Source organism: Paenibacillus sp. J31R120 (genome assembly GCF_056269225.1).
In genome coordinates, this window is sequence record NZ_JBWDNN010000003.1 from 205616 (window position 1) to 223802 (window position 18187).

The window sequence follows — 18187 nt, forward strand, 5'->3', positions numbered from 1 at the left end:
TAACTATGTCTATTATAAGCTTAGCAGGTAGAAGCTGGCAAAGAAAACTAGTGTCATCAATTATTTATTACACTAATCAATGTCTATTTGCGCTTCATTATCCTTTCGACATGTTCCCCTCCCAGCCCTACAGCCGCTGTCGAAACCATTAAGTTTCTGTCCGTTATTGCGCTTCCCCGGGAAATGAATAGCCGGAAATGTTTCATTTCCCATCCGTTATTCCCCAGGCTGCTTTAATTCATCTTTCGCATTTCGTTGCCTCGCGCAGTCGCTTTTGACCGCCAACCGGACCACGCTTCGATCAAAACAAGCAGCAAAGCGAGCGCAAGAGCAGCGATAGCCGCGTCCATGGTCAGGAAGACAATCGCCAGCGCCGCGCTTGCGCCTAACCAGCAGAAAGCAATCGCGTTTATTGTCCCGCTCCATTCCCCCAGATGCCATGGCGCGTCCTGCCATATCCCTTCCTTTTCGCCGCGAGCTCGTGCATGTATGGACCGTCTGCGCCTCAATTGCTCCCTAAGCCGAAGCCCGATCGGAATTCCATAGGCAGCATGCAAGAAGACGATCGATAAAGCAAGAAGTCCGATGAACATCTCGTTATTCCACTGTAATTGCGCGCCAACAAGCAAGAACAGCGCACATGCAGAAGCAACCCAGCTGCTATGTGAAGTGATTCGCCCTCCGGTAGTGACGCGTCCGATCCATTGCCTGAACGGAATCGATTCGTCCCTTGCCAGACTGTACATGGTCCGGGCGCATACCGTCATCGACTGAAGCCCGCTTGCCCACAACGATACAATAATCAAGACGGCGATCAGTGCCGAGCCGCCCAAGCTTGTCATTGCAGTCTCTATGAATAAGATGATGCCCGGCGCACCTGCCACTCCTGCTGCCGCTTGAAGCAAGTCCCCTGCCCCATAACCGGATGCGACTGCCAAGGAAAGAAGCGTAAGCAAGATCAACCCGCCAATATACGTATAAGCGGTGGACAAATAAATCGCCCAAGGCACTCGCACTCGAGGCTCCAGCGTCTCCTCCGCACCGGCTGCCGCACCGTCCATCCCGAGAAAAAGCTTCAGAAGCAGCAGCAGACCAACCATATAGGATTCCGGGCGGACATGCCCCATAAAGCTCGTCGTATCGAATTGATACAAAACGGCAGCAGAATATGAATTCGGCCAAAGCAGCCATAGCATTGATCCCGTCACAAGTCCAATGATTAGCAATTGCAGCCATATACCCGCTCCATGCAGCCAGCCAAGCCAAGCAGCTCCCCAATGCAAGCAGGCAGCTTGCGCTACTGCGATGAGTGCAGCCAGACACAAGAAACTGACGACTGAAGGGGCATATCCGAGATACCAAGATGCGACGCTGTCCGTCAAGTAGGCGCATCCGCCAATGAAGAGCGCCAGCATCGCCAGATGTCCTGCAAGGTGGAACCAGCCGGCTCTTCTCCCCCATTTCATGCCTCCAAGAATAATCGACGTATGTGACAGGCTGCCTGCCGTTGGCATAGCGGAGGCGATCTCCGCCAGGCTGCCGCTTACACATATATAGAAGAGCGCAAGGATCGGCAAGCCGAATCCGATGATGGACAGTCCCCCCTGCCCCACTGCCGGTCCGAACCACAGTGCCGAGCTTCCGATCAGAGCCATCGTGCCAAATGATAGACCGGCCGTCTGCCAGCCGCTTCTGTCACGACGCAGCGGCTGGGTCAAGCCGAAACGGTACAGATCCTGCCTGTCTTGCATGGCTTGCGTTTCTTTGCCGTAGCGCATCATACTCTGATACCTGCTGGTCCGATAGCCGTTGCTGGCTTTATAAGCCACCCCGAAGATCAGCACGCATACTAGGGCAGACAACAGCAACCCGATATAAGCGGCAATCATGTCCCCACCTCCATACCCTACTCTATGTGAAGAGACTTCAGGGCATGCAACACAGTCCATTCATGGAAAATGCAAAAAAACCTCTGACCCTGCATCCAGCAAGTCAGAGGTTTCGATTAACTGATCTCCCGGTGATGCATGCCGCCGGCCATTTCGCGTACGGCTTGCTTCACATGAAGCAGATCAAATGGTTTGTCGAGCAAGCAATGAAAGACAAGCTTTCTGGCTTCCGCCAGCATATCCGCGTCGGCGAATGCCGTCATGAGCGCTACAGGTGCCAGATTGTTGGCTTTGCGAATTTCCCTCAGCACGTCAATACCGCTTATATCCGGCAGCCGGATATCCAGCAGGACGCAATCCGGCTTTTCACTCAGCCATGTGTCAATGGCCTCCCGACCCGTACAAGCCTGCAGCACGCAATAGCCTTCCTCCTGCAGCATCTCGGCCATCAGCATGCGCAAGGCATTCCCGTCGTCCACAATTAGGACTAACGGCTGCTCACGCTTAACCGCCGGTTCGAATAATCGCTCCTTTAGCGGAGAAGCCTTGGCAGAGGCGTTCGCTTCCACGGCAGCTTCGTCGGCCGGGAGATGTTGCCGCGCCGAATGGCTGCTCTCTTCGCGATTCCGCGCACTTCGTTTTGCCCGGATGAAAGCCGCTGCCAGCACTAGCAGCGCCAAGGCAGCGGCGAGCCAATACGTAACGATCATAATTTACTCCCTCATGTTAGTCATTTGCGAGCATAGGACCAAGCGGCCCTTCTTCATTAATCATATCTTGAAGAGCGTAGACCGATATCGGAAAATACAGAAAACCATAAACATATGCAGCCAGCTCATATAATCCGAAATAAATGACAAGCGAACGGTCCGCAATATAAAAGGGCTGATCCGGCGCAATGCTCTTGAACGGCTCCAATGTGGGAATATCCCGTTCCTTTATGCCCTTGACGACAAATTCATTAATCCGGGCCACATAATCACTGCCAGGCTTGAACAGCTCGCTAAGACTGTAGGCCTTGCCTATCGAGGCTTTGAATGTCAGTGATTTCTGAAGCGTCATGCCATGGGCGCCTCCCGTATAGGCGTAATTAAATAACGAGAGGCTGAGCACATCCTTTTCGTTCGTCTTCACTTCATAATAAGCGATCATCTCCGCGCGCGGATCTTCCAGACTTCCTTGGCTATTGACAAGCTGCTGAGCAGCCGCGAGTATCGCTTGATTGATCCGGGCATCCGCCTCGGCACTCGTACCGCCGCTTACGTATGGCAGGGACAAATCCGCCTTCGGGAACGTTGCCTTTGCCGTCTGTATGACAAGAGGCGCTTGAGGAGCCATATGCTTTCACCATCCTGTACTTAAGATGGTTCATTGTATGCCGCGTGGCGCTCGGACCATTACAGCTGCATCTTCTCGCGTTCCGTCAGTCGTCTTCCGTATACATCAAGCACGAGATTGCCTTTGTTCAGGCCCAATATGCGGTCTGCATACCGCTCTGCCCAATCGCCCTGATGCAGAACGGCAATGACGATGATGCCTTCGTTTTTGCACAGTGCCTTCAGCTCGCTCAGCACCGCATCCGCCGCATGCGGGTCCAGTCCCGACACCGGCTCGTCGGCCACAATAACTTTCGCCCCGTGAACCAAAGCTCTTGCGATCGCCATGCGCTGCCGCTCGCCGCCGCTCAAGTGCTTGGCAGGCAATTTTGCTTTATCCAGCAGCCCTCGTTTCTCAATCATGTCCATTGCGCCCATATAATCGTCGCTGCGAACCATGCCTGTCCATCGCCGCCATGCGGGCGTTTGGCTAACAGAGCCGATGATGACGTTTTTCAATCCGCTTTTATCCGGGAACAGGAATGGCTTCTCTTCCAGATAAGCAACCTGCTGCTTCACCTTCCGCTTAGCCAGAATACCTTCCTTGAATACGTCCTTCCCATTGAACATGTATGTACCGGAGCTCCAGCTCTCTTGCAGCGCCAGACATTTCAGCAGCATCGACTTCCCGCTTCCGCTGCTTCCCTTCACGGCGATGAAGTCACCTTCATACGCCTCGAAGCTAATATCATTAAGCACCTTTGGACCGCCCGGGATCCGCTTCGACAAACCCTTAATTCTCAACATGTTCCGCACTCCTTCTGCTCGATGCCAGCCTTCTATGAATCTAGTTTAAAGTAAATAAAAAACTCTTTCCACACGAACAAATGTTTGCTATAATAAAAACAAGAACAAATGTTCTGAATATTACAAAACATATCCTTGAAGGAGGCTAGATCACCATGAAATCCAACTGTGAAAATTTCCGCTTTGTAGAGAGAGGACGCTCCTCACGAGACTTAACGTTTAAGTTTTATAATGACGGGCGGCTCGTTATTCTTGATAACGATACAGAGGAGGTGATCAGCCCTAGAGATTTGCGAAGCGATAGCCGCGATTTCTACATTCGCAAGCGTATCGCCTTTATTAAGAACCAGCTGGCGGCCAGCCAGTTGAAATATGCCTAATGAAGAGGAGAGAGCAGCTACTCTAGCGGCTCTCTCCTCTTTTTTCCTGCGCTACGGCTGTTTGTCAATTCCGTTCAGGCTTGGAGGACGTTTCGCTTGCTTATCCGTCTTCGGCGTGATCGCCTCTTCCTTTTGGCTTGCGTTGTCCTGCTGATTGTGGGTCTTCTCGCTTTTGTTGAACGGCATCCGATCACCTCCACTTACATTATGCGGAAGCATGAACCGTCCTATGCCCCCGCCAGACAAGTTACGCAGCCGCTCATTGACTATTGCCTGCCATTTGCGGTAGATTGGTCATACAACAGCAATAGAAGCAACGGCTTATGAGAAGGAGACTGACCTGTCATGAAACAACATATATTATTTGATTTGGACGATACATTGATTTATTGCAACAAATACTTCTTTTTTGTCGTGGATCAGTTCGTGGATTCCATGTCCACCTGGTTCAGCGGCTATGGCATCGTCACGCCCGAAGCGATTCGCGACAAGCAAATGGAACGGGACATCGCGCTTATTGGTGTTACCGGTTTCAAGAGTGAGCATTTCCCCCAGTCGTTCCTTGACACCTACACTTACTACAGCGATACAACTGGAAGAAAACGCTCGGTCCTGGAAGAGGATTTTTTGTGGAAGCTCGGCATCAGCGTATACGATCATGAGACCGAGCCTTATCCCAACATGGAGCACACGCTAGATGAGCTTGCTTCCTCTGGACACGAGCTGCATCTCTACACGGGCGGCGAGCTTCTGATTCAACAACGCAAGATAGAGCGAATGGGACTGGAGCGTTATTTCAGCTCACGTATCTATATTAGACAGTTGAAGAATAACGCTGCACTGGAGCAGATCTTGCAGCATGGCACCTTTGACCGCGAGCATACGTGGATGATCGGCAATTCCATTCGTACAGATGTTGTGCCAGCCTTAACCGCAGGCATTCACGCCATTCATGTGCGCACGCCTGAAGAATGGCATTACAATGTCGTACAGATTGATGTGCAGCCAAAAGGCGCTTTCTTTACATTAGATAAGCTTGTAGAGGTACCCGATACGATTCATCGTTACTTGAACCGCGATTAGCGATCAGCTTCTACAGCCAGCTCGCCAGTCGCCGCATTTCTCAGCACGATCTTGCCTTGCGTCTCCGTTCCGTCAGCCATGGTCAGCTTCAGCTTGGCGGTTTTGCCTTTCTCCGCAATGGCCCGTACCTGAGCATCCGTCAAGCTGCGACCGAAGCTTTCCTTCCAGATGACGAACGAGCAGCCGCTCCGGTAATGGGTACACCCATACCCCTTCCGCCCCATAAACAATCTGCCGCCGCAGCCCGGGCGGGGGCATGCCGCAATCGTGCCGTCTCCTGGCGCTTCGGCGCGTTCTTTGACCGCCGTGTTTTTAGCCGGTGCGCTTGATGAAGCTCCTGATGGGCCGCTGCTTGTCCGACTCGTGCGCCCTGACGAAGTGCTGCGCGTGGAACGCTGTCCTCTGGCGGACTTCCCTTTCCCCGGCTTCTCGTCTCCTTCGAATGCCTTGATATCGGCTCTTGCTTGTTGGCGAACCTTATCTACGATCATCGTGGCGAACTTCTTCACATTTTCCATAAAAGTAGCATCCGACGCGCTGCCTCTGGCGATCTCATTCAGCCTGCGCTCCCACATGCCGGTCATCTCCGGTGAGGTCAACAACTCCACACCGGCTGCGCGGATCAGCTCAATCGCCGTTCGCCCCTTCTGGGAAATCATGATCCGTTTGCCCTGCATCGTTACATATCCTACGTTTTTAAGCCTCTCGATTGTAGCCGCGCGGGTAGCAGGTGTGCCAAGACCGGAATCCTTCATCGCATCCCGTACCTCTTCGTCCTCGATCTGCTTGCCTGCGCTCTCCATCGCCTTCAGCAGCGTACCTTCCGTATAATGCTTGGGAGGCTGCGTTTCCTTCTCTTTCATTGCGGCATCTGTACATTTCACACTCGCCGCCGGATTCACAGAGAACGGCTCCAGCACTTCTTCTTCATCCTCGGAATCGTCTTCCTTGTCCCTCTTTCCGCCTTTGGGCCGTTCTTTCTTCTGATCAGCGTAAAGCACCTTCCAGCCTAAGCTGAGAAGCTCCTTCACCGTCGTTTTGAATGTTTCTTGCTCCACCTCGGTCAGTACCGTATGGGATTTGTATTCCGCTGCCGGATAGAACTGTGACAGGAATCGGCGTACGATGAGATCATACAGCTTGGCTTCATCGGGTGAAAGTCCGCTAGCCTTCCGGTGCGTCGGCAGAATGGCATGATGATCCTCGACCTTCGCTGGATTGCAAATGAACTTATTGCCCTTATGCACGAGACTTTTATTTGCTCCCTTGGCCCACTCGTCGTACGAAGTGCCATGCAAAGAGGACAAGGTCTTGTGCATCTCCGGAATGTTCTGCTCCGTTACATAGTTGGAGTTGGTACGGGGATACGTGATCACCTTATGTTTCTCGTACAAGGCTTGCGCCGTATCCAGCGTCTTCTTCGCCGAAAATCCGAATTTGCCGTTCGCTTCCCGCTGCAAGAGCGTCAGATCATACAGCTTGAACGGGTACTCCTTCACATCCTTCACTTCATACGACGCGATCGATCCGGTTTTCCCCTTCACCTTCGCGGCGATCGCTTCCGCCTTCTTGGGATCGGTCAACCGCTCACCCTGCCATAATCCGCGATACGCTGTATCTTCTTGAAGAAATTTGGCCTCCACTTCATAAAATTTCAGCGAATCGAAGGTCTCGATTATTTTTTGGCGGTCATAGATAAGCGCCAGAACGGGCGTCTGTACCCGGCCGACAGACAATAATACATTATGTTTTGTTGTAAAAGCGCGCGAGCCGTTCATGCCAATCAGCCAGTCCGCCTCGCTTCGGGCCGTCGCGGCTTTCGTCAAGTTATCATATTCGGAGCCTTCTCTAAGCTCCGCGAAGCCTCTTCGTATCGTCTCCGGCGTCAAATCCGATATCCAGAGTCGCTTGACGGGCTGGCGCAGCTTCAGATGGCGCTGAATGAGGGAGAAGATGTATTGCCCCTCTCTCCCGGCGTCGCAGCCGTTCACAAGCGAATCGCATCGCTTCGCCAGTTCTTTGATCACTTTCAGCTGATCCATCGTTTTTTTGTTGGGGACCAGCTTGAATACTTCTGGAATGATAGGCAGGTCGCCAATATTCCAGCGCTTGTACTTATCATCATAAGCATCGGGCTCGGCTAAGCCGATCAAATGGCCGATGGCCCACGTAATGATGTAGTGTTCGCCTTCTATATAGGTACGGTGATTTTTGGCTCTGGGATCGATAGCGGCCGCGATATTGCGTCCCATGTCGGGTTTCTCCGCAATGATTAGTGTCTTCAACTGGGCTCGCTCCTTTGGTCAACTCTAGTCATCAGGACGTCTCCAATGTCTTTATTATGGAAGTGAAAATGGTGCGCACGCCCTTCGACCAATTAGGGTCTTCTGCATATTCCCGGTTAATCCATGTAAACGGGTCTACCTCAGACGGCCTGTCCTTGCTCAGTCTCGTAATGGTTCTTGCCGCAATCTGCGACGATTGCTCAATCGTCGTATTGAATTCTTGCCAGCTATGAAAGACGTTAAAGGGATTGTTGGCGATTTCCTTCGCCCGCTCATGCTTTCGCGGGACAAACCCCTGCTCCTGGCCCGTGATGGCGATCAGGAAAACGGGATGAATATCAAACTCCTTCGCTGTTTTCATAATGGCGTCTATATAAAACGAATCTGCTAGAATCGAAGATTTGTTCTCCAGAAAAGCAACGAGCTTGTCTTTATCAATAGCGGCATACTTAAGCTCCGCCGGCAATTCATTGGGCGATGCGGCAGGAGCCTCTGCAGGAACCAGCATCCCGCTCTCCGCTCCATTGGCTGAAAGCTCTTGCACCCGTTCATGCGTCAAGGACCAGCCAAAAAACATAGATGCCGCTATCACGACTGCCGTCAATGTCCCATAGAGTATGAAGCTTCTTCGGCGCTGCTTCCTGATTATCGCTGCGCTTGCAGAAGGCAGCGGGATGACAACGGCAACGTCTGATTCGCCATTCATCCGTCCCCCGAGGGGCATGCTGGCGGAACTCAGGCCCCTCCATGAAGCTTCCTGCTCTCTTGTCCACTTGCGCAGCGGCTCCGCTACTGCCGGATTCTCCAGATCAAGCTCCATACACATGACGTAGATATCGTCGGGACTGACGGGGCGCTGCTGCTCCAGTACCGTCGAGCGAATGAGCCGGTAGGTTAATTGCTTCTTCGTATCGGGATCAAAGTCCGGCAATTGATTATGAATGATGCGCGCAACTGCGTCTGCGACGATCTCCGCACGCTGATCGCTTGGCATAGAGGCATACTTATGATGCACATAGTTGCGTATGTTGTGAACATCGGTTGGTGTTAACACATAGGCATGCTCTGCAGACATCTGCCTCTCCTCCTACGCAGGATCTATCCATAATTTTACCACAACTTGCCTTATTGCGGGGGAGTCAGGTTAGAAATCGCTTCCTGAATAGCGAGTTGCGTCATATAGGCGCGCACCTGTTCTTTCTCACTGAATGTCAGCTGATATTCACAGTCGCAATCCTCATCCTGAGGGACCATCTGGACAATCGTGCCATCCAGCGTGCAGATCACATAGAGGGTGAATTGGATCAGATCATCCGGTACAGGCGTGCCCTCATCTACTGTCGGCCGAAGCACGATATCTACCCATTGATCGTCGCGGCGCTCCATTGATGCATCAAAGCGAGTAAACCGAAGCTCCGTTATCTGGTCTGAACCGTATTTAATCATATCTTCTCTCTCCATTCCCACAGAATCTGGACAAGCAAGAAAAGCGCCCTAGGGCGCTTCCTTATGAAACCTATAGGTATAGCCTAACATAGAGGCGCTGCTTATGGAAGCATCGATGAGCCCATCAAATACTTATCCACTTCACGGGCAGCCTCGCGGCCTTCGTTGATCGCCCAGACCACCAAGCTTTGTCCGCGGCGCATATCGCCAGCTGCGAATACCTTGTCGACATTCGTCGTGTATTTGCCATACGGAGCTTTCACATTGGAACGACGATCCTGTGCTAGACCAAGCTGCTCGATCAGCGTTGTTTCCGGACCTTCAAAGCCTACCGCGATGAAGACCAGATCTGCTGGCCATACCTTTTCCGTTCCCGGAATTTCTTTATAGATTTTGCGGCCGGTTTCGTCAACCGTACGCTCGATTTGTACCGTGTGAAGCTCCTTCAGGACGCCATTCTCGTCGCCTACAAACTTTTTCGTCAGGACGGAGAATGCACGAGGATCTTCGCCGTATAGCGCTTTTGCTTCCTCTTGCGCATAATCCAGCGTATAGACGTTCGGGAATTGCGGCCAAGGGTTGCTAATCTGATCGCGCTCAAGCGGAGCTTTCGCATGCGTACCGAATTGCGTAACCGACTTGCAGCCATGGCGTAGCGCCGTTGCTACACAGTCTGTACCTGTATCGCCGCCACCGATAACGATAACATCCTTATCTTTTGCGGAGATATAGTTGCCGTCTTCCAGATTGGAGTCCAGGTAGCTCTTGATTGTGCCGTTCAAATAGTCCATCGCCATATGCACGCCGTTCAGATCGCGTCCCTCGATATCTACATCGCGTGCGCGCGTCGCGCCGCCGCACAGAACAACTGCATCAAATTTCTCCACCAGCTCGCTTGCTGTAATATCTTTGCCGATCTCCGTATTCGTGACAAACTCGATGCCCTCTTCTGTCATCAAGTCTACACGGCGCTGTACGACATGCTTCTCCAGCTTCATCGTAGGGATGCCGTATGTGAGCAATCCGCCGATGCGGTCGGCACGCTCATATACCGTAACGGTATGGCCCGCTTTGTTCAATTGAGCGGCCGTAGCCATGCCAGCAGGGCCGGAGCCTACGACTGCTACACGCTTGCCGGTACGCACTTTAGGAGGCTGAGGAACGACCCAACCCTCTTCAAAGCCGCGATCGATAATCGCTTGTTCGATCGTCTTGATTGTGACGGCATCGCCGATAAGGCCGACCGTACAAGAGCCTTCGCATGGCGCCGGGCATACACGGCCCGTGAACTCAGGGAAGTTATTCGTCTTGTGCAGGCGCTCCAGCGCCTCGCGCCACAGTCCTCTGTAGATCAGGTTGTTCCACTCGGGAATCAGGTTGTTGACCGGGCAACCGGACACCGATCCGGCGAGCTCCATGCCTGTATGGCAATAAGGCGTTCCGCAATCCATACAGCGTGCGCCTTGGGTGCGCAACTGTTCGTCGGACAAATGCTTATGAAATTCGTTCCAATCCTTGATGCGCTCAAGCGGGTCGCGATCGGCCGGCAATTCGCGCTGATATTCCATAAATCCAGTTGGTGTAGACATGATCGAATTTCCTCCATCCCTGTTTCCCGGTTGCTTCACGTACACGTACAAGATACGATATGAGACCACTTGCGGGAATCCATATATTATTGAACACAGCGTGCTGTGCCAAATCCGGTGACTTATTATAACATGCTAGCATTCCTCTAATGATCACGTTAATGGACTATCCGTACAATCATTTGCACTTTATGACATATTGTTCGTACATCAGCCGCTTTAACACGCTCTATTTTAGATGCGTTCATAATTTTGGAATGTGAAGTCATAGGGATTCCGATCATCTTTCGCTTTGAACTCGCTGCTGGCAAGTCTCCATGCACTCTCATCAAATACCGGGAAATACGCATCCGCCTCATCGACTTCCGTTTCCACTTCGGTCAACAATATCCGATCCGTATGAGGCAAGGCCAGCGCATAGATCTCCGCACCGCCAATAATCATGAGATCTTCCTCTCCGAACATCTGTATCGCATCCTCCAAATTATGAATCACTTCACAACCCTCAAGATGCAAATCAGTCTGGCGAGAGAGGACGACATTACGCCGGTTCGGCAGCGGTTTGCCGAGCGATTCGAACGTTTTTCTGCCCATCAGCACGGTCTTGCCTGTCGTCATTCTCTTGAAATACGCCAAGTCTCCAGGCAAGCGCCAAGGAAGAGTGTTGCGGACACCAATAGCCCGGTTCCGGTCCATTGCCGCTATTAACGTAATCGTCATCGTCTGTTCCTCCTCCCCTTACACCGCTACGGGTGCTTTGATCGACGGATGCGGATTGTAAGCTTCGAGCATCAAGTCTTCCATTTCAAAATCAAATACCGATTGCTTGTCCGTATTCAATAGCAGCTTCGGCAGCGGCTTCGGATCACGGGACAGCTGAATCTCAATCTGTTCCATATGGTTCGAATAGATGTGGGCATCGCCAAGCGTATGAACAAAATCGCCTACTCCCAGCCCGCATTCATGTGCGATCAGGTGCGTCAAAAGCGCGTAGCTCGCGATATTGAACGGAATACCCAGGAAAATATCACCGCTTCTTTGGTACAGCTGGCAAGAGAGCTTGCCCTCAGACACATAGAACTGGAACATCGTATGACATGGCGGAAGAGCCATCGTCGGCACATCCTCAGGATTCCAAGCCGATACGATAAGCCTTCTGGATTCCGGGTTGCTCTTAATCGTTGCGATAACATCCTTAAGCTGGTCGATGGTTCCGCCTTGAGTCGTCTTCCAATCTCTCCACTGCTTCCCGTAGACATTGCCTAGTTCTCCATATTGAGCTGCAAAATCGGGATCGGTCAAAATACGCTCCTTGAACGCTTCCATCTGCCCTTCATATTGCGCGGCGAATGCCGAGTCCGTCTGGGAGCGCAATCCGAAATTCGTCATATCCGGTCCCGAATAGGCTTCGCTCTCTACCCAGCGCTTAAATGCCCATTCATTCCAAATGTTGTTGTTATGTTGAAGCAAATAGCGGATGTTCGTATCCCCTTTAATAAACCAAAGCAATTCGCTCGCTACAAGCTTGAAGGGTACACGCTTCGTCGTCAGAAGCGGAAAGCCCTCGCTGAGCGGGAATCTCATCTGATAGCCGAACGTGGAGATCGTCCCGGTCCCTGTACGATCTTCCTTGCGGACGCCACCCTGCAGCACATCCCTTAATAATTGCAAATAAGCCTGTTCACTCGTGCTCATAGGAGACCCTCCTTTATCATAATCGCCATCATCGGCGTAATTCTATACGAAAAGCTTGTGCTTCTATCTCTTAAAGCAAGCTTTCTTTCGCAAAATAACTATTATTATAACATTACTTGTAATTAGTTGCCCAGCCTGTCTTTCTTCCGTTTTTTGCGCAGCTGATGCCGATCTGGCGCTGTGGCGAACAGCTGGCGCTCCAATTCACTCTCCGGTACAACGGAAGGAACCGGGCATGGCTTGCCGTCTTCTCCAAGCGCAACAAAAGTGAAAAAGGCGGTCACCGTAACTGCACGCGTCCCGGCGTACAGATTCTCCGCCGTGACGGAGACGTAAATTTCCATGGAGCTGCGATGCGTCCAAGAAACGAACGCCTCCACCTCGATGACTTCGCCGACCCTGATCGGCGCAAGAAAATCAAGGCTGTCTGTGGACGCCGTCACCACTCTTGTTCTCGCATGTCTCATGGCCGCAATCGCGGCTACCTTATCCATATACTCCATCAGCTTGCCGCCGAACATGGTATCGTAATGATTCGTATCCAAAGGGAAAATGAGCTGCGTCATAATCGTTCGTGATTCACTCGATCGTTTTTGTTCTTCTTGATTCATGCTGATTCAGCCCCTTCTCATCATCTGCGCATTTTGTTTCTTCATTATAATATATGCAAAAAGCGATAGGCAAAGGAAACCGCATGAAATTCATGCAAAGCCATACATGTGAAGGTTATTGTGGACGCAAAGAAACCCCGCTGTGCCTTAAAGGCCAGCGAGGCTTCTCATTCAAGCTAATTTAGATCAAGTCGGCTAAGTGAATTACTTAGCAACCGTATGGATCGGATGGCCAAGTGCAACTTCAGCCGCATCCAATACGATCTCGCCCAAAGTTGGGTGAGCATGGATTGTCAGTGCGATATCTTCAAGCGTTGCGCCCATCTCGATTGCCAGAGCAAGCTCAGCGATCATGTTGGAAGCTTCAAGGCCTACGATATGCGCGCCCAGTACCAGACCGGAATCAGCGTCTGCTACCAGCTTCACGAAGCCTTCTGTAGCGTTAAGCGACATTGCGCGGCCGTTGATAGCGAATGGGAATTTGCCCACTTTCACGTTGTGGCCTTGCTCCTTCGCTTCTTTCTCGCTCAGGCCTACGCTTGCGCATTCCGGATCGGAGAAGCATACAGCCGGTACGCATTTGTAATCGATCACGCTTGGTTGTCCTGCGATCGCTTCAGCCGCTACGCGGCCTTCGTACATCGCTTTGTGCGCAAGCGCTGGTCCTGCGATGATATCGCCGATTGCAAAGATGTGCGGAATGCTGGTACGGCATTGTTGGTCAACTTCAACCAGACCGCGATCTGTTGTTTTCACGCCGATCAGGTCAAGGCCAAGCTCGCCATCCGTGTTCGGGCGGCGGCCAACTGTAACAAGCAGGTAGTCCGCTGTTACTTTTTCTTCTTTGTCGCCTACTGTGTAGGTAACTGTTACATCTTTATCCGTTTGCTCTGCACTTTTCGCTTGAGCGCCTGTTACGATGTCTACGTTTTTGGCTTTCAGCTTCTTCGCAACGATGGAAGACATATCTTTGTCGAAGCCTGGAAGTACGGAATCGGAACCTTCGATTACCGTTACTTTCGTGCCGAACTTAGTGTACATTTGGCCAAGCTCGATACCGATGTAGCCGCCGCCGATTACGACAAGGCTCTTCGGAATTTCAGGCAGCGACAATGCGCCTGTCGAGGACACGATGCGTCCGCCGTAAGGGAACGCCTTCAGCTCGATTGGACGGGAACCAGTCGCGATGATGCAGTTTTTGAAACGATAGCGCGGCGCTTCTTGATCGTTGAATACGCGAGCTTCGTTTTCGTTAATGAACATCACTTCGCCTTGGAAGAATTGTACTTTGTTCGCTTTCAGCAGCGAAGCAACGCCGCCAGTCAGCTTCTTCACAATGCCGTTTTTGAATTCTTGCACCTTGCTGAAGTCAACCTTCGCTTCACCCACTTCGATACCGAAAGCGGAAGCGTGGCTTACAGACTCATATTGGTGAGCTGCCGAAATCAGTGCTTTGGACGGGATACAGCCAACGTTCAAGCACACGCCGCCCACATACTCTTTATCTACAACCAATACGTTTTGACCAAGCTGTGCTGCGCGGATAGCGGCTACGTAACCGCCAGGACCTGCGCCAATGACTAGAGTATCAATATCTAAGGAAGCATCTCCAACTACCATTTGTTAGACCTCCATTATGAACAGCTCAGGCTGTGCCAGCAGCTGTTTGATATAGTTCATAAAGTTTTGTGCTGTTGCGCCGTCAATCAGACGGTGGTCGAAGCTCAGGGACAATGCCATAACAGGTGCTGCTACAATCTCGCCGTCGCGTACAATCGCCTTCTCGGAGATGCGGCCTGTACCCAGAATCGCAACTTCAGGGAAGTTGATTACCGGAGTGAAGAACATGCCGCCTGCGGAACCGATGTTCGAGATCGTAATCGTGCTGCCTCTCAGTTCGTTCGCAGCAAGCTTGCCGTCGCGGCCGCGTACAGCCAAGTCACGAATCGTGTCAGCAACCATAAAGATGTTTTTGCGGTCAGCATCTTCGATAACCGGAACGATCAAGCCGTTGTCCGTATCGGTAGCGATACCGATGTTGTAGTACTTGCGGTATACGATTTCTTGATTTTGCTCATCCAGCGTGGAGTTCATGATTGGGAACTGGCGGCAAGCCGCTACCAGGGCCTTCACGATGAACGGCAGATACGTAAGCTTGGAGCCTTTTTTCTCTGCGTATGGCTTATATTTCGAGCGAAGGGCAACCAGCTCAGTAACGTCTACTTCGTCCATGATCGTTACGTGCGGAGCCGTGTAAACCGACTTCACCATTGCATTAGAGATCGCTTTGCGGATACCTTTGAACGGTACGCGCTCTTCTGGTCGGTAAGGTGTACCAGCCGCTACAGGAGCTGCTGCTTTTGCCTCGCCAGCCGAAGCTGCTTTTTCTTCCGCAGGCGCTGCCGCTTCTACAGCTGCAGGTGCTCCGCCGAATCCGTTCACATCGTCACGCGTGATGCGTCCGTTTTTGCCGGTACCGCTAACTTGAGTCAGGTCTACACCTTTCTCGCGAGCGTATTTGCGTACGCTTGGTGTTGCCAATACTTGAGCGTTCGTTGCTTTAGCTTCAGGAGCAGGAGCTGCAGCAGGTGCGCTTGCAGGAGCTGACTCTTCCTTCTTCGGCTCTTCAGCCGCAGCAGGAGTCGCTTGCTCAGGAAGGTCGCCTTCCGCCTCAATTACAGCTACCAGTTCGCCAACATGGCATACCTGACCGTCCTTCACCAATACTTCCAGCACTTTGCCGTTAACCGGGCAAGGTACTTCGACGATAGCTTTATCGTTTTGTACTTCCATAATAATGTCATCGTCCGTCACTGTCGCGCCCGGCTTAATCAGCACTTTGATGATTTCGCCCTCATGCAGGCCTTCGCCTAGCTCTGGGAATCGATATTCGAATTTAGCCACCGATCATAACCTCCTTTAAAAAATGTTCCGTCCATTAAATTAGAAATTGATAACTTTTTGAGCCGCAGCCACGATGCGTGCTGGCGTAGGCAGCCATTGATCTTCGATTTGAGCGAACGGATATACCGTATCCGGACCCGCTACGCGAAGCACTGGCGCTTCCAGATGCAGAATCGCTTTTTCGTTGATTTGCGCGATAACTTCAGCAGCTACGCCGGAAGTTTTTTGCGCTTCTTGAACCACGATTGCACGGTTTGTTTTTTGGATAGATGCTACGATGGTGTCGATATCAAGCGGCACTAGGGAACGAAGGTCGATCACTTCCGCTTTGATGCCTTGCTTCTCGAGCTCATCTGCTGCTTTCACCGCTGTATGAACCATCATGCCGTAAGCGATGATCGTTACGTCGCTGCCTTCGCGAACCACGTTTGCTTTGCCAATCTCAACGGTGTATTCGCCTTCTGGAACGTCAGCTTTGAATGCACGGTACAAGTTCAGATGCTCCATGAAGAATACCGGATCGTTGTCGCGAATCGCGGAGATCATCAGACCTTTTGCATCGTATGGATTGGATGGAATAACCACTTTAATACCAGGAGTCTGTACAGCCAGACCTTCCAGGGAGTCCGTATGCAGCTCTGCTGCTTTGACGCCGCCGCCGAACGGCGTACGGAATACGATTGGCGCGTTGTAGCGACCGCCGGAACGGTAACGCATACGCGCAGCCTGGATGAACATTTGGTCAAGTGCTTCGTAAATGAAGCCTACGAATTGGATCTCGGCGATTGGACGCAAGCCTTGCACGCCCATACCTACTGCCAAACCTCCGATTGCGGATTCAGCCAGCGGCGTATCGAATACGCGCTCTTCTCCGAATTCTTCCTGCAAGCCTTCCGTTACGCGGAATACACCGCCGACTTTACCTACATCCTCACCGAAGATGAGCACGTTGGAGTCACGTTTCAGTTCTACGCGCATCGCATCGCGAATCGCTTCAAGCATATTCATTTGAGCCATGATCGTTTCATCCTCCCCTTTTATTGAAAATCAGCCTTTTGCTCTTCCAAGTATTGCGGTGTTGTTTCGAACATTGTATCGATCAAGCCGGCAACAGTCATTTTCTCTACTGCTTCCGCTTTTTTGATGTTTTCGTTAACCGCTGCTTTTGCTTCTTCTTTTACGCGGGCTGTATCTTCTTCTGTCCAAAGGCCTTTTTTCTCCAGGAACTTGCCGAAGCGGGTCAGCGGATCTTTCAGCGCCCATTCTGCTTCTTCGTCCTTCGTACGGTATTTCGTCGCGTCATCCGCCATGGAGTGAGGACGGAAACGGTAAGTCAGCATCTCGATTAATGTCGCGCCTTCACCGTTACGGCCCAGTTCAGCAGCGTCTCTAACGGCTTTAATAACAGCAAGAACGTCCATGCCGTCAACTTGCACGCCTTTGATGCCAGCCGCAACCGCTTTGTGAGCGATCGACAACGCAGCTGTTTGCTTCTCGAAAGGTGTCGTAATCGCGTAGCCGTTGTTTTGTACAGCGTAGATAACAGGCAGTTTGAACACGCCTGCAAAGTTCAGGCCTTCGTAGAAGTCGCCTTCCGACGAACCGCCATCGCCCGTGTACGTAATTGCAACGCGCTTCTCGCCTTTTTTCTTGAATGCCATCGCTACGCCAGTTGCATGAAGAATCTGAGCGCCGATGATGATTTGCGGCATGAGAACATGCACGTCTTCAGGAATTTGACCGCCGTGTTGGTGACCGCGGGAATATAGGAATGCCTGGTACAGAGGCAGGCCATGCCATACTAGCTGAGGCATGTCACGATAGCCAGGGCAGATAAAATCGTCTTTGTTCAGCGCGTATTCGCTGCCGATCATCGAAGCCTCTTGTCCCGATACAGGAGCATAGAAGCCAAGACGGCCTTGGCGGCCCAGGTTAACGGCACGCTCGTCCCATGTGCGTGTGAATACCATGCGATACATAATTTCTTTCAGTTGCTCATCAGTCAAATCCGGCATCAGATCCGGATTAATTACGTCTCCATCGAGTGACAATACAGATAGCGGCGTAACCGGTTCCGTTTGAACTTCGTATGGCAGTTTGCTCATTTTGAACGCTCACCTCAATCGAAATATTTGAAAATCGGGTACCTCTGTTATAGAATTATTATAACCCTGTTTAATGA

Annotated in this window: 18 protein-coding genes; 2 read left to right on the top strand and 16 right to left on the bottom strand. The window is 51.6% G+C overall.

Going from position 1 to position 18187, the window contains the following annotated elements; all coding sequences use genetic code 11:
- Positions 1-233: 233 nt before the first annotated feature.
- From AC0YNW_RS13285 to AC0YNW_RS13300, 4 genes are all read right to left on the bottom strand, one after another.
- Positions 234-1889, bottom strand: coding sequence for an amino acid permease (locus AC0YNW_RS13285; protein ID WP_475832410.1), 1656 nt, complete (start codon positions 1887-1889; stop codon positions 234-236).
- Positions 1890-2005: 116 nt separating this feature from the next.
- On the bottom strand, positions 2006-2599 hold the full coding sequence (locus tag AC0YNW_RS13290) for a response regulator (protein WP_475832411.1): 594 nt from the start codon (positions 2597-2599) through the stop codon (positions 2006-2008).
- 16 nt (positions 2600-2615) lie between these two features.
- Positions 2616-3227, bottom strand: a complete 612-nt coding sequence (locus tag AC0YNW_RS13295) for a DUF3298 and DUF4163 domain-containing protein (protein WP_475832412.1) — start codon at positions 3225-3227, stop codon at positions 2616-2618.
- A gap of 59 nt (positions 3228-3286) precedes the next feature.
- Entirely contained in the window at positions 3287-4012 is a 726-nt protein-coding gene (locus AC0YNW_RS13300; protein WP_387473325.1) for a phosphonate ABC transporter ATP-binding protein, read from the bottom strand.
- Between the two features lie 155 nt (positions 4013-4167).
- Between AC0YNW_RS13300 and AC0YNW_RS13305 the strand changes: the two genes are divergently transcribed.
- Positions 4168-4392: a hypothetical protein gene (locus tag AC0YNW_RS13305; RefSeq protein WP_475832413.1), complete on the top strand. Its 225-nt coding sequence runs from the start codon at positions 4168-4170 to the stop codon at positions 4390-4392.
- Between the two features lie 51 nt (positions 4393-4443).
- On the opposite strand, the gene AC0YNW_RS13310 is transcribed toward AC0YNW_RS13305, so the two are convergent.
- Entirely contained in the window at positions 4444-4578 is a 135-nt protein-coding gene (locus AC0YNW_RS13310) for a hypothetical protein (RefSeq protein WP_387473330.1), read from the bottom strand.
- Positions 4579-4737: 159 nt separating this feature from the next.
- On the opposite strand from AC0YNW_RS13310, the gene AC0YNW_RS13315 reads away from it, so the two are divergent.
- Positions 4738-5475, top strand: coding sequence for an HAD family hydrolase (locus AC0YNW_RS13315; protein ID WP_387473332.1), 738 nt, complete (start codon positions 4738-4740; stop codon positions 5473-5475).
- On the opposite strand, the gene AC0YNW_RS13320 is transcribed toward AC0YNW_RS13315, so the two are convergent.
- The 11 genes from AC0YNW_RS13320 to pdhA form a co-directional block, all read right to left on the bottom strand.
- Positions 5472-7760 carry a type IA DNA topoisomerase gene (locus AC0YNW_RS13320; RefSeq protein WP_475832414.1) on the bottom strand — a complete coding sequence of 763 codons (2289 nt, stop codon included), beginning with the start codon at positions 7758-7760 and terminating at the stop codon, positions 5472-5474. The genes AC0YNW_RS13315 and AC0YNW_RS13320 overlap by 4 nt on opposite strands.
- 31 nt (positions 7761-7791) lie before the next feature.
- On the bottom strand, positions 7792-8835 hold the full coding sequence (locus AC0YNW_RS13325) for a hypothetical protein (RefSeq protein ID WP_475832415.1): 1044 nt from the start codon (positions 8833-8835) through the stop codon (positions 7792-7794).
- A 50-nt stretch (positions 8836-8885) separates the two neighbouring features.
- Positions 8886-9206 (bottom strand): hypothetical protein, encoded by a 321-nt coding sequence (locus AC0YNW_RS13330; protein ID WP_475832416.1) that lies wholly within the window; start codon positions 9204-9206, stop codon positions 8886-8888.
- Between the two features lie 101 nt (positions 9207-9307).
- Positions 9308-10795 carry a glutamate synthase subunit beta gene (locus tag AC0YNW_RS13335; RefSeq protein WP_475832417.1) on the bottom strand — a complete coding sequence of 496 codons (1488 nt, stop codon included), beginning with the start codon at positions 10793-10795 and terminating at the stop codon, positions 9308-9310.
- Positions 10796-11029: 234 nt separating this feature from the next.
- On the bottom strand, positions 11030-11515 hold the full coding sequence (locus tag AC0YNW_RS13340; protein WP_475832418.1) for a dihydrofolate reductase: 486 nt from the start codon (positions 11513-11515) through the stop codon (positions 11030-11032).
- 18 nt (positions 11516-11533) lie between these two features.
- Positions 11534-12490 carry a thymidylate synthase gene (locus AC0YNW_RS13345; protein ID WP_475832419.1) on the bottom strand — a complete coding sequence of 319 codons (957 nt, stop codon included), beginning with the start codon at positions 12488-12490 and terminating at the stop codon, positions 11534-11536.
- 122 nt (positions 12491-12612) lie between these two features.
- Positions 12613-13101: an acyl-CoA thioesterase gene (locus AC0YNW_RS13350; RefSeq protein WP_387473347.1), complete on the bottom strand. Its 489-nt coding sequence runs from the start codon at positions 13099-13101 to the stop codon at positions 12613-12615.
- Between the two features lie 204 nt (positions 13102-13305).
- Positions 13306-14721: a dihydrolipoyl dehydrogenase gene (gene lpdA, locus AC0YNW_RS13355; RefSeq protein WP_475832420.1), complete on the bottom strand. Its 1416-nt coding sequence runs from the start codon at positions 14719-14721 to the stop codon at positions 13306-13308.
- 3 nt (positions 14722-14724) lie between these two features.
- Entirely contained in the window at positions 14725-16005 is a 1281-nt protein-coding gene (locus AC0YNW_RS13360; RefSeq protein ID WP_475832421.1) for a dihydrolipoamide acetyltransferase family protein, read from the bottom strand.
- 39 nt (positions 16006-16044) lie between these two features.
- Positions 16045-17022, bottom strand: coding sequence for an alpha-ketoacid dehydrogenase subunit beta (locus tag AC0YNW_RS13365; RefSeq protein ID WP_387473353.1), 978 nt, complete (start codon positions 17020-17022; stop codon positions 16045-16047).
- A gap of 20 nt (positions 17023-17042) precedes the next feature.
- Positions 17043-18110 carry a pyruvate dehydrogenase (acetyl-transferring) E1 component subunit alpha gene (gene pdhA / locus AC0YNW_RS13370; RefSeq protein WP_387473355.1) on the bottom strand — a complete coding sequence of 356 codons (1068 nt, stop codon included), beginning with the start codon at positions 18108-18110 and terminating at the stop codon, positions 17043-17045.
- Positions 18111-18187 lie beyond the last annotated feature (77 nt).

Excerpts from the sequence above, each read along its gene's own strand:
- AC0YNW_RS13305 (WP_475832413.1), top strand. The coding sequence starts at position 4,168 with ATGAAATCCAACTGTGAAAATTTCCGCTTTGTAGAGAGAGGACGCTCC.
- AC0YNW_RS13365 (WP_387473353.1), bottom strand. The coding sequence starts at position 17,022 with ATGGCTCAAATGAATATGCTTGAAGCGATTCGCGATGCGATGCGCGTA.
- AC0YNW_RS13330 (WP_475832416.1), bottom strand. The coding sequence starts at position 9,206 with ATGATTAAATACGGTTCAGACCAGATAACGGAGCTTCGGTTTACTCGC.
- AC0YNW_RS13325 (WP_475832415.1), bottom strand. The coding sequence starts at position 8,835 with ATGTCTGCAGAGCATGCCTATGTGTTAACACCAACCGATGTTCACAAC.
- AC0YNW_RS13340 (WP_475832418.1), bottom strand. The coding sequence starts at position 11,515 with ATGACGATTACGTTAATAGCGGCAATGGACCGGAACCGGGCTATTGGT.
- AC0YNW_RS13300 (WP_387473325.1), bottom strand. The coding sequence starts at position 4,012 with ATGTTGAGAATTAAGGGTTTGTCGAAGCGGATCCCGGGCGGTCCAAAG.
- AC0YNW_RS13315 (WP_387473332.1), top strand. The coding sequence starts at position 4,738 with ATGAAACAACATATATTATTTGATTTGGACGATACATTGATTTATTGC.
- AC0YNW_RS13285 (WP_475832410.1), bottom strand. The coding sequence starts at position 1,889 with ATGATTGCCGCTTATATCGGGTTGCTGTTGTCTGCCCTAGTATGCGTG.
- AC0YNW_RS13345 (WP_475832419.1), bottom strand. The coding sequence starts at position 12,490 with ATGAGCACGAGTGAACAGGCTTATTTGCAATTATTAAGGGATGTGCTG.
- AC0YNW_RS13335 (WP_475832417.1), bottom strand. The coding sequence starts at position 10,795 with ATGTCTACACCAACTGGATTTATGGAATATCAGCGCGAATTGCCGGCC.
- AC0YNW_RS13295 (WP_475832412.1), bottom strand. The coding sequence starts at position 3,227 with ATGGCTCCTCAAGCGCCTCTTGTCATACAGACGGCAAAGGCAACGTTC.
- AC0YNW_RS13290 (WP_475832411.1), bottom strand. The coding sequence starts at position 2,599 with ATGATCGTTACGTATTGGCTCGCCGCTGCCTTGGCGCTGCTAGTGCTG.
- lpdA (WP_475832420.1), bottom strand. The coding sequence starts at position 14,721 with ATGGTAGTTGGAGATGCTTCCTTAGATATTGATACTCTAGTCATTGGC.
- AC0YNW_RS13350 (WP_387473347.1), bottom strand. The coding sequence starts at position 13,101 with ATGAATCAAGAAGAACAAAAACGATCGAGTGAATCACGAACGATTATG.
- pdhA (WP_387473355.1), bottom strand. The coding sequence starts at position 18,110 with ATGAGCAAACTGCCATACGAAGTTCAAACGGAACCGGTTACGCCGCTA.
- AC0YNW_RS13310 (WP_387473330.1), bottom strand. The coding sequence starts at position 4,578 with ATGCCGTTCAACAAAAGCGAGAAGACCCACAATCAGCAGGACAACGCA.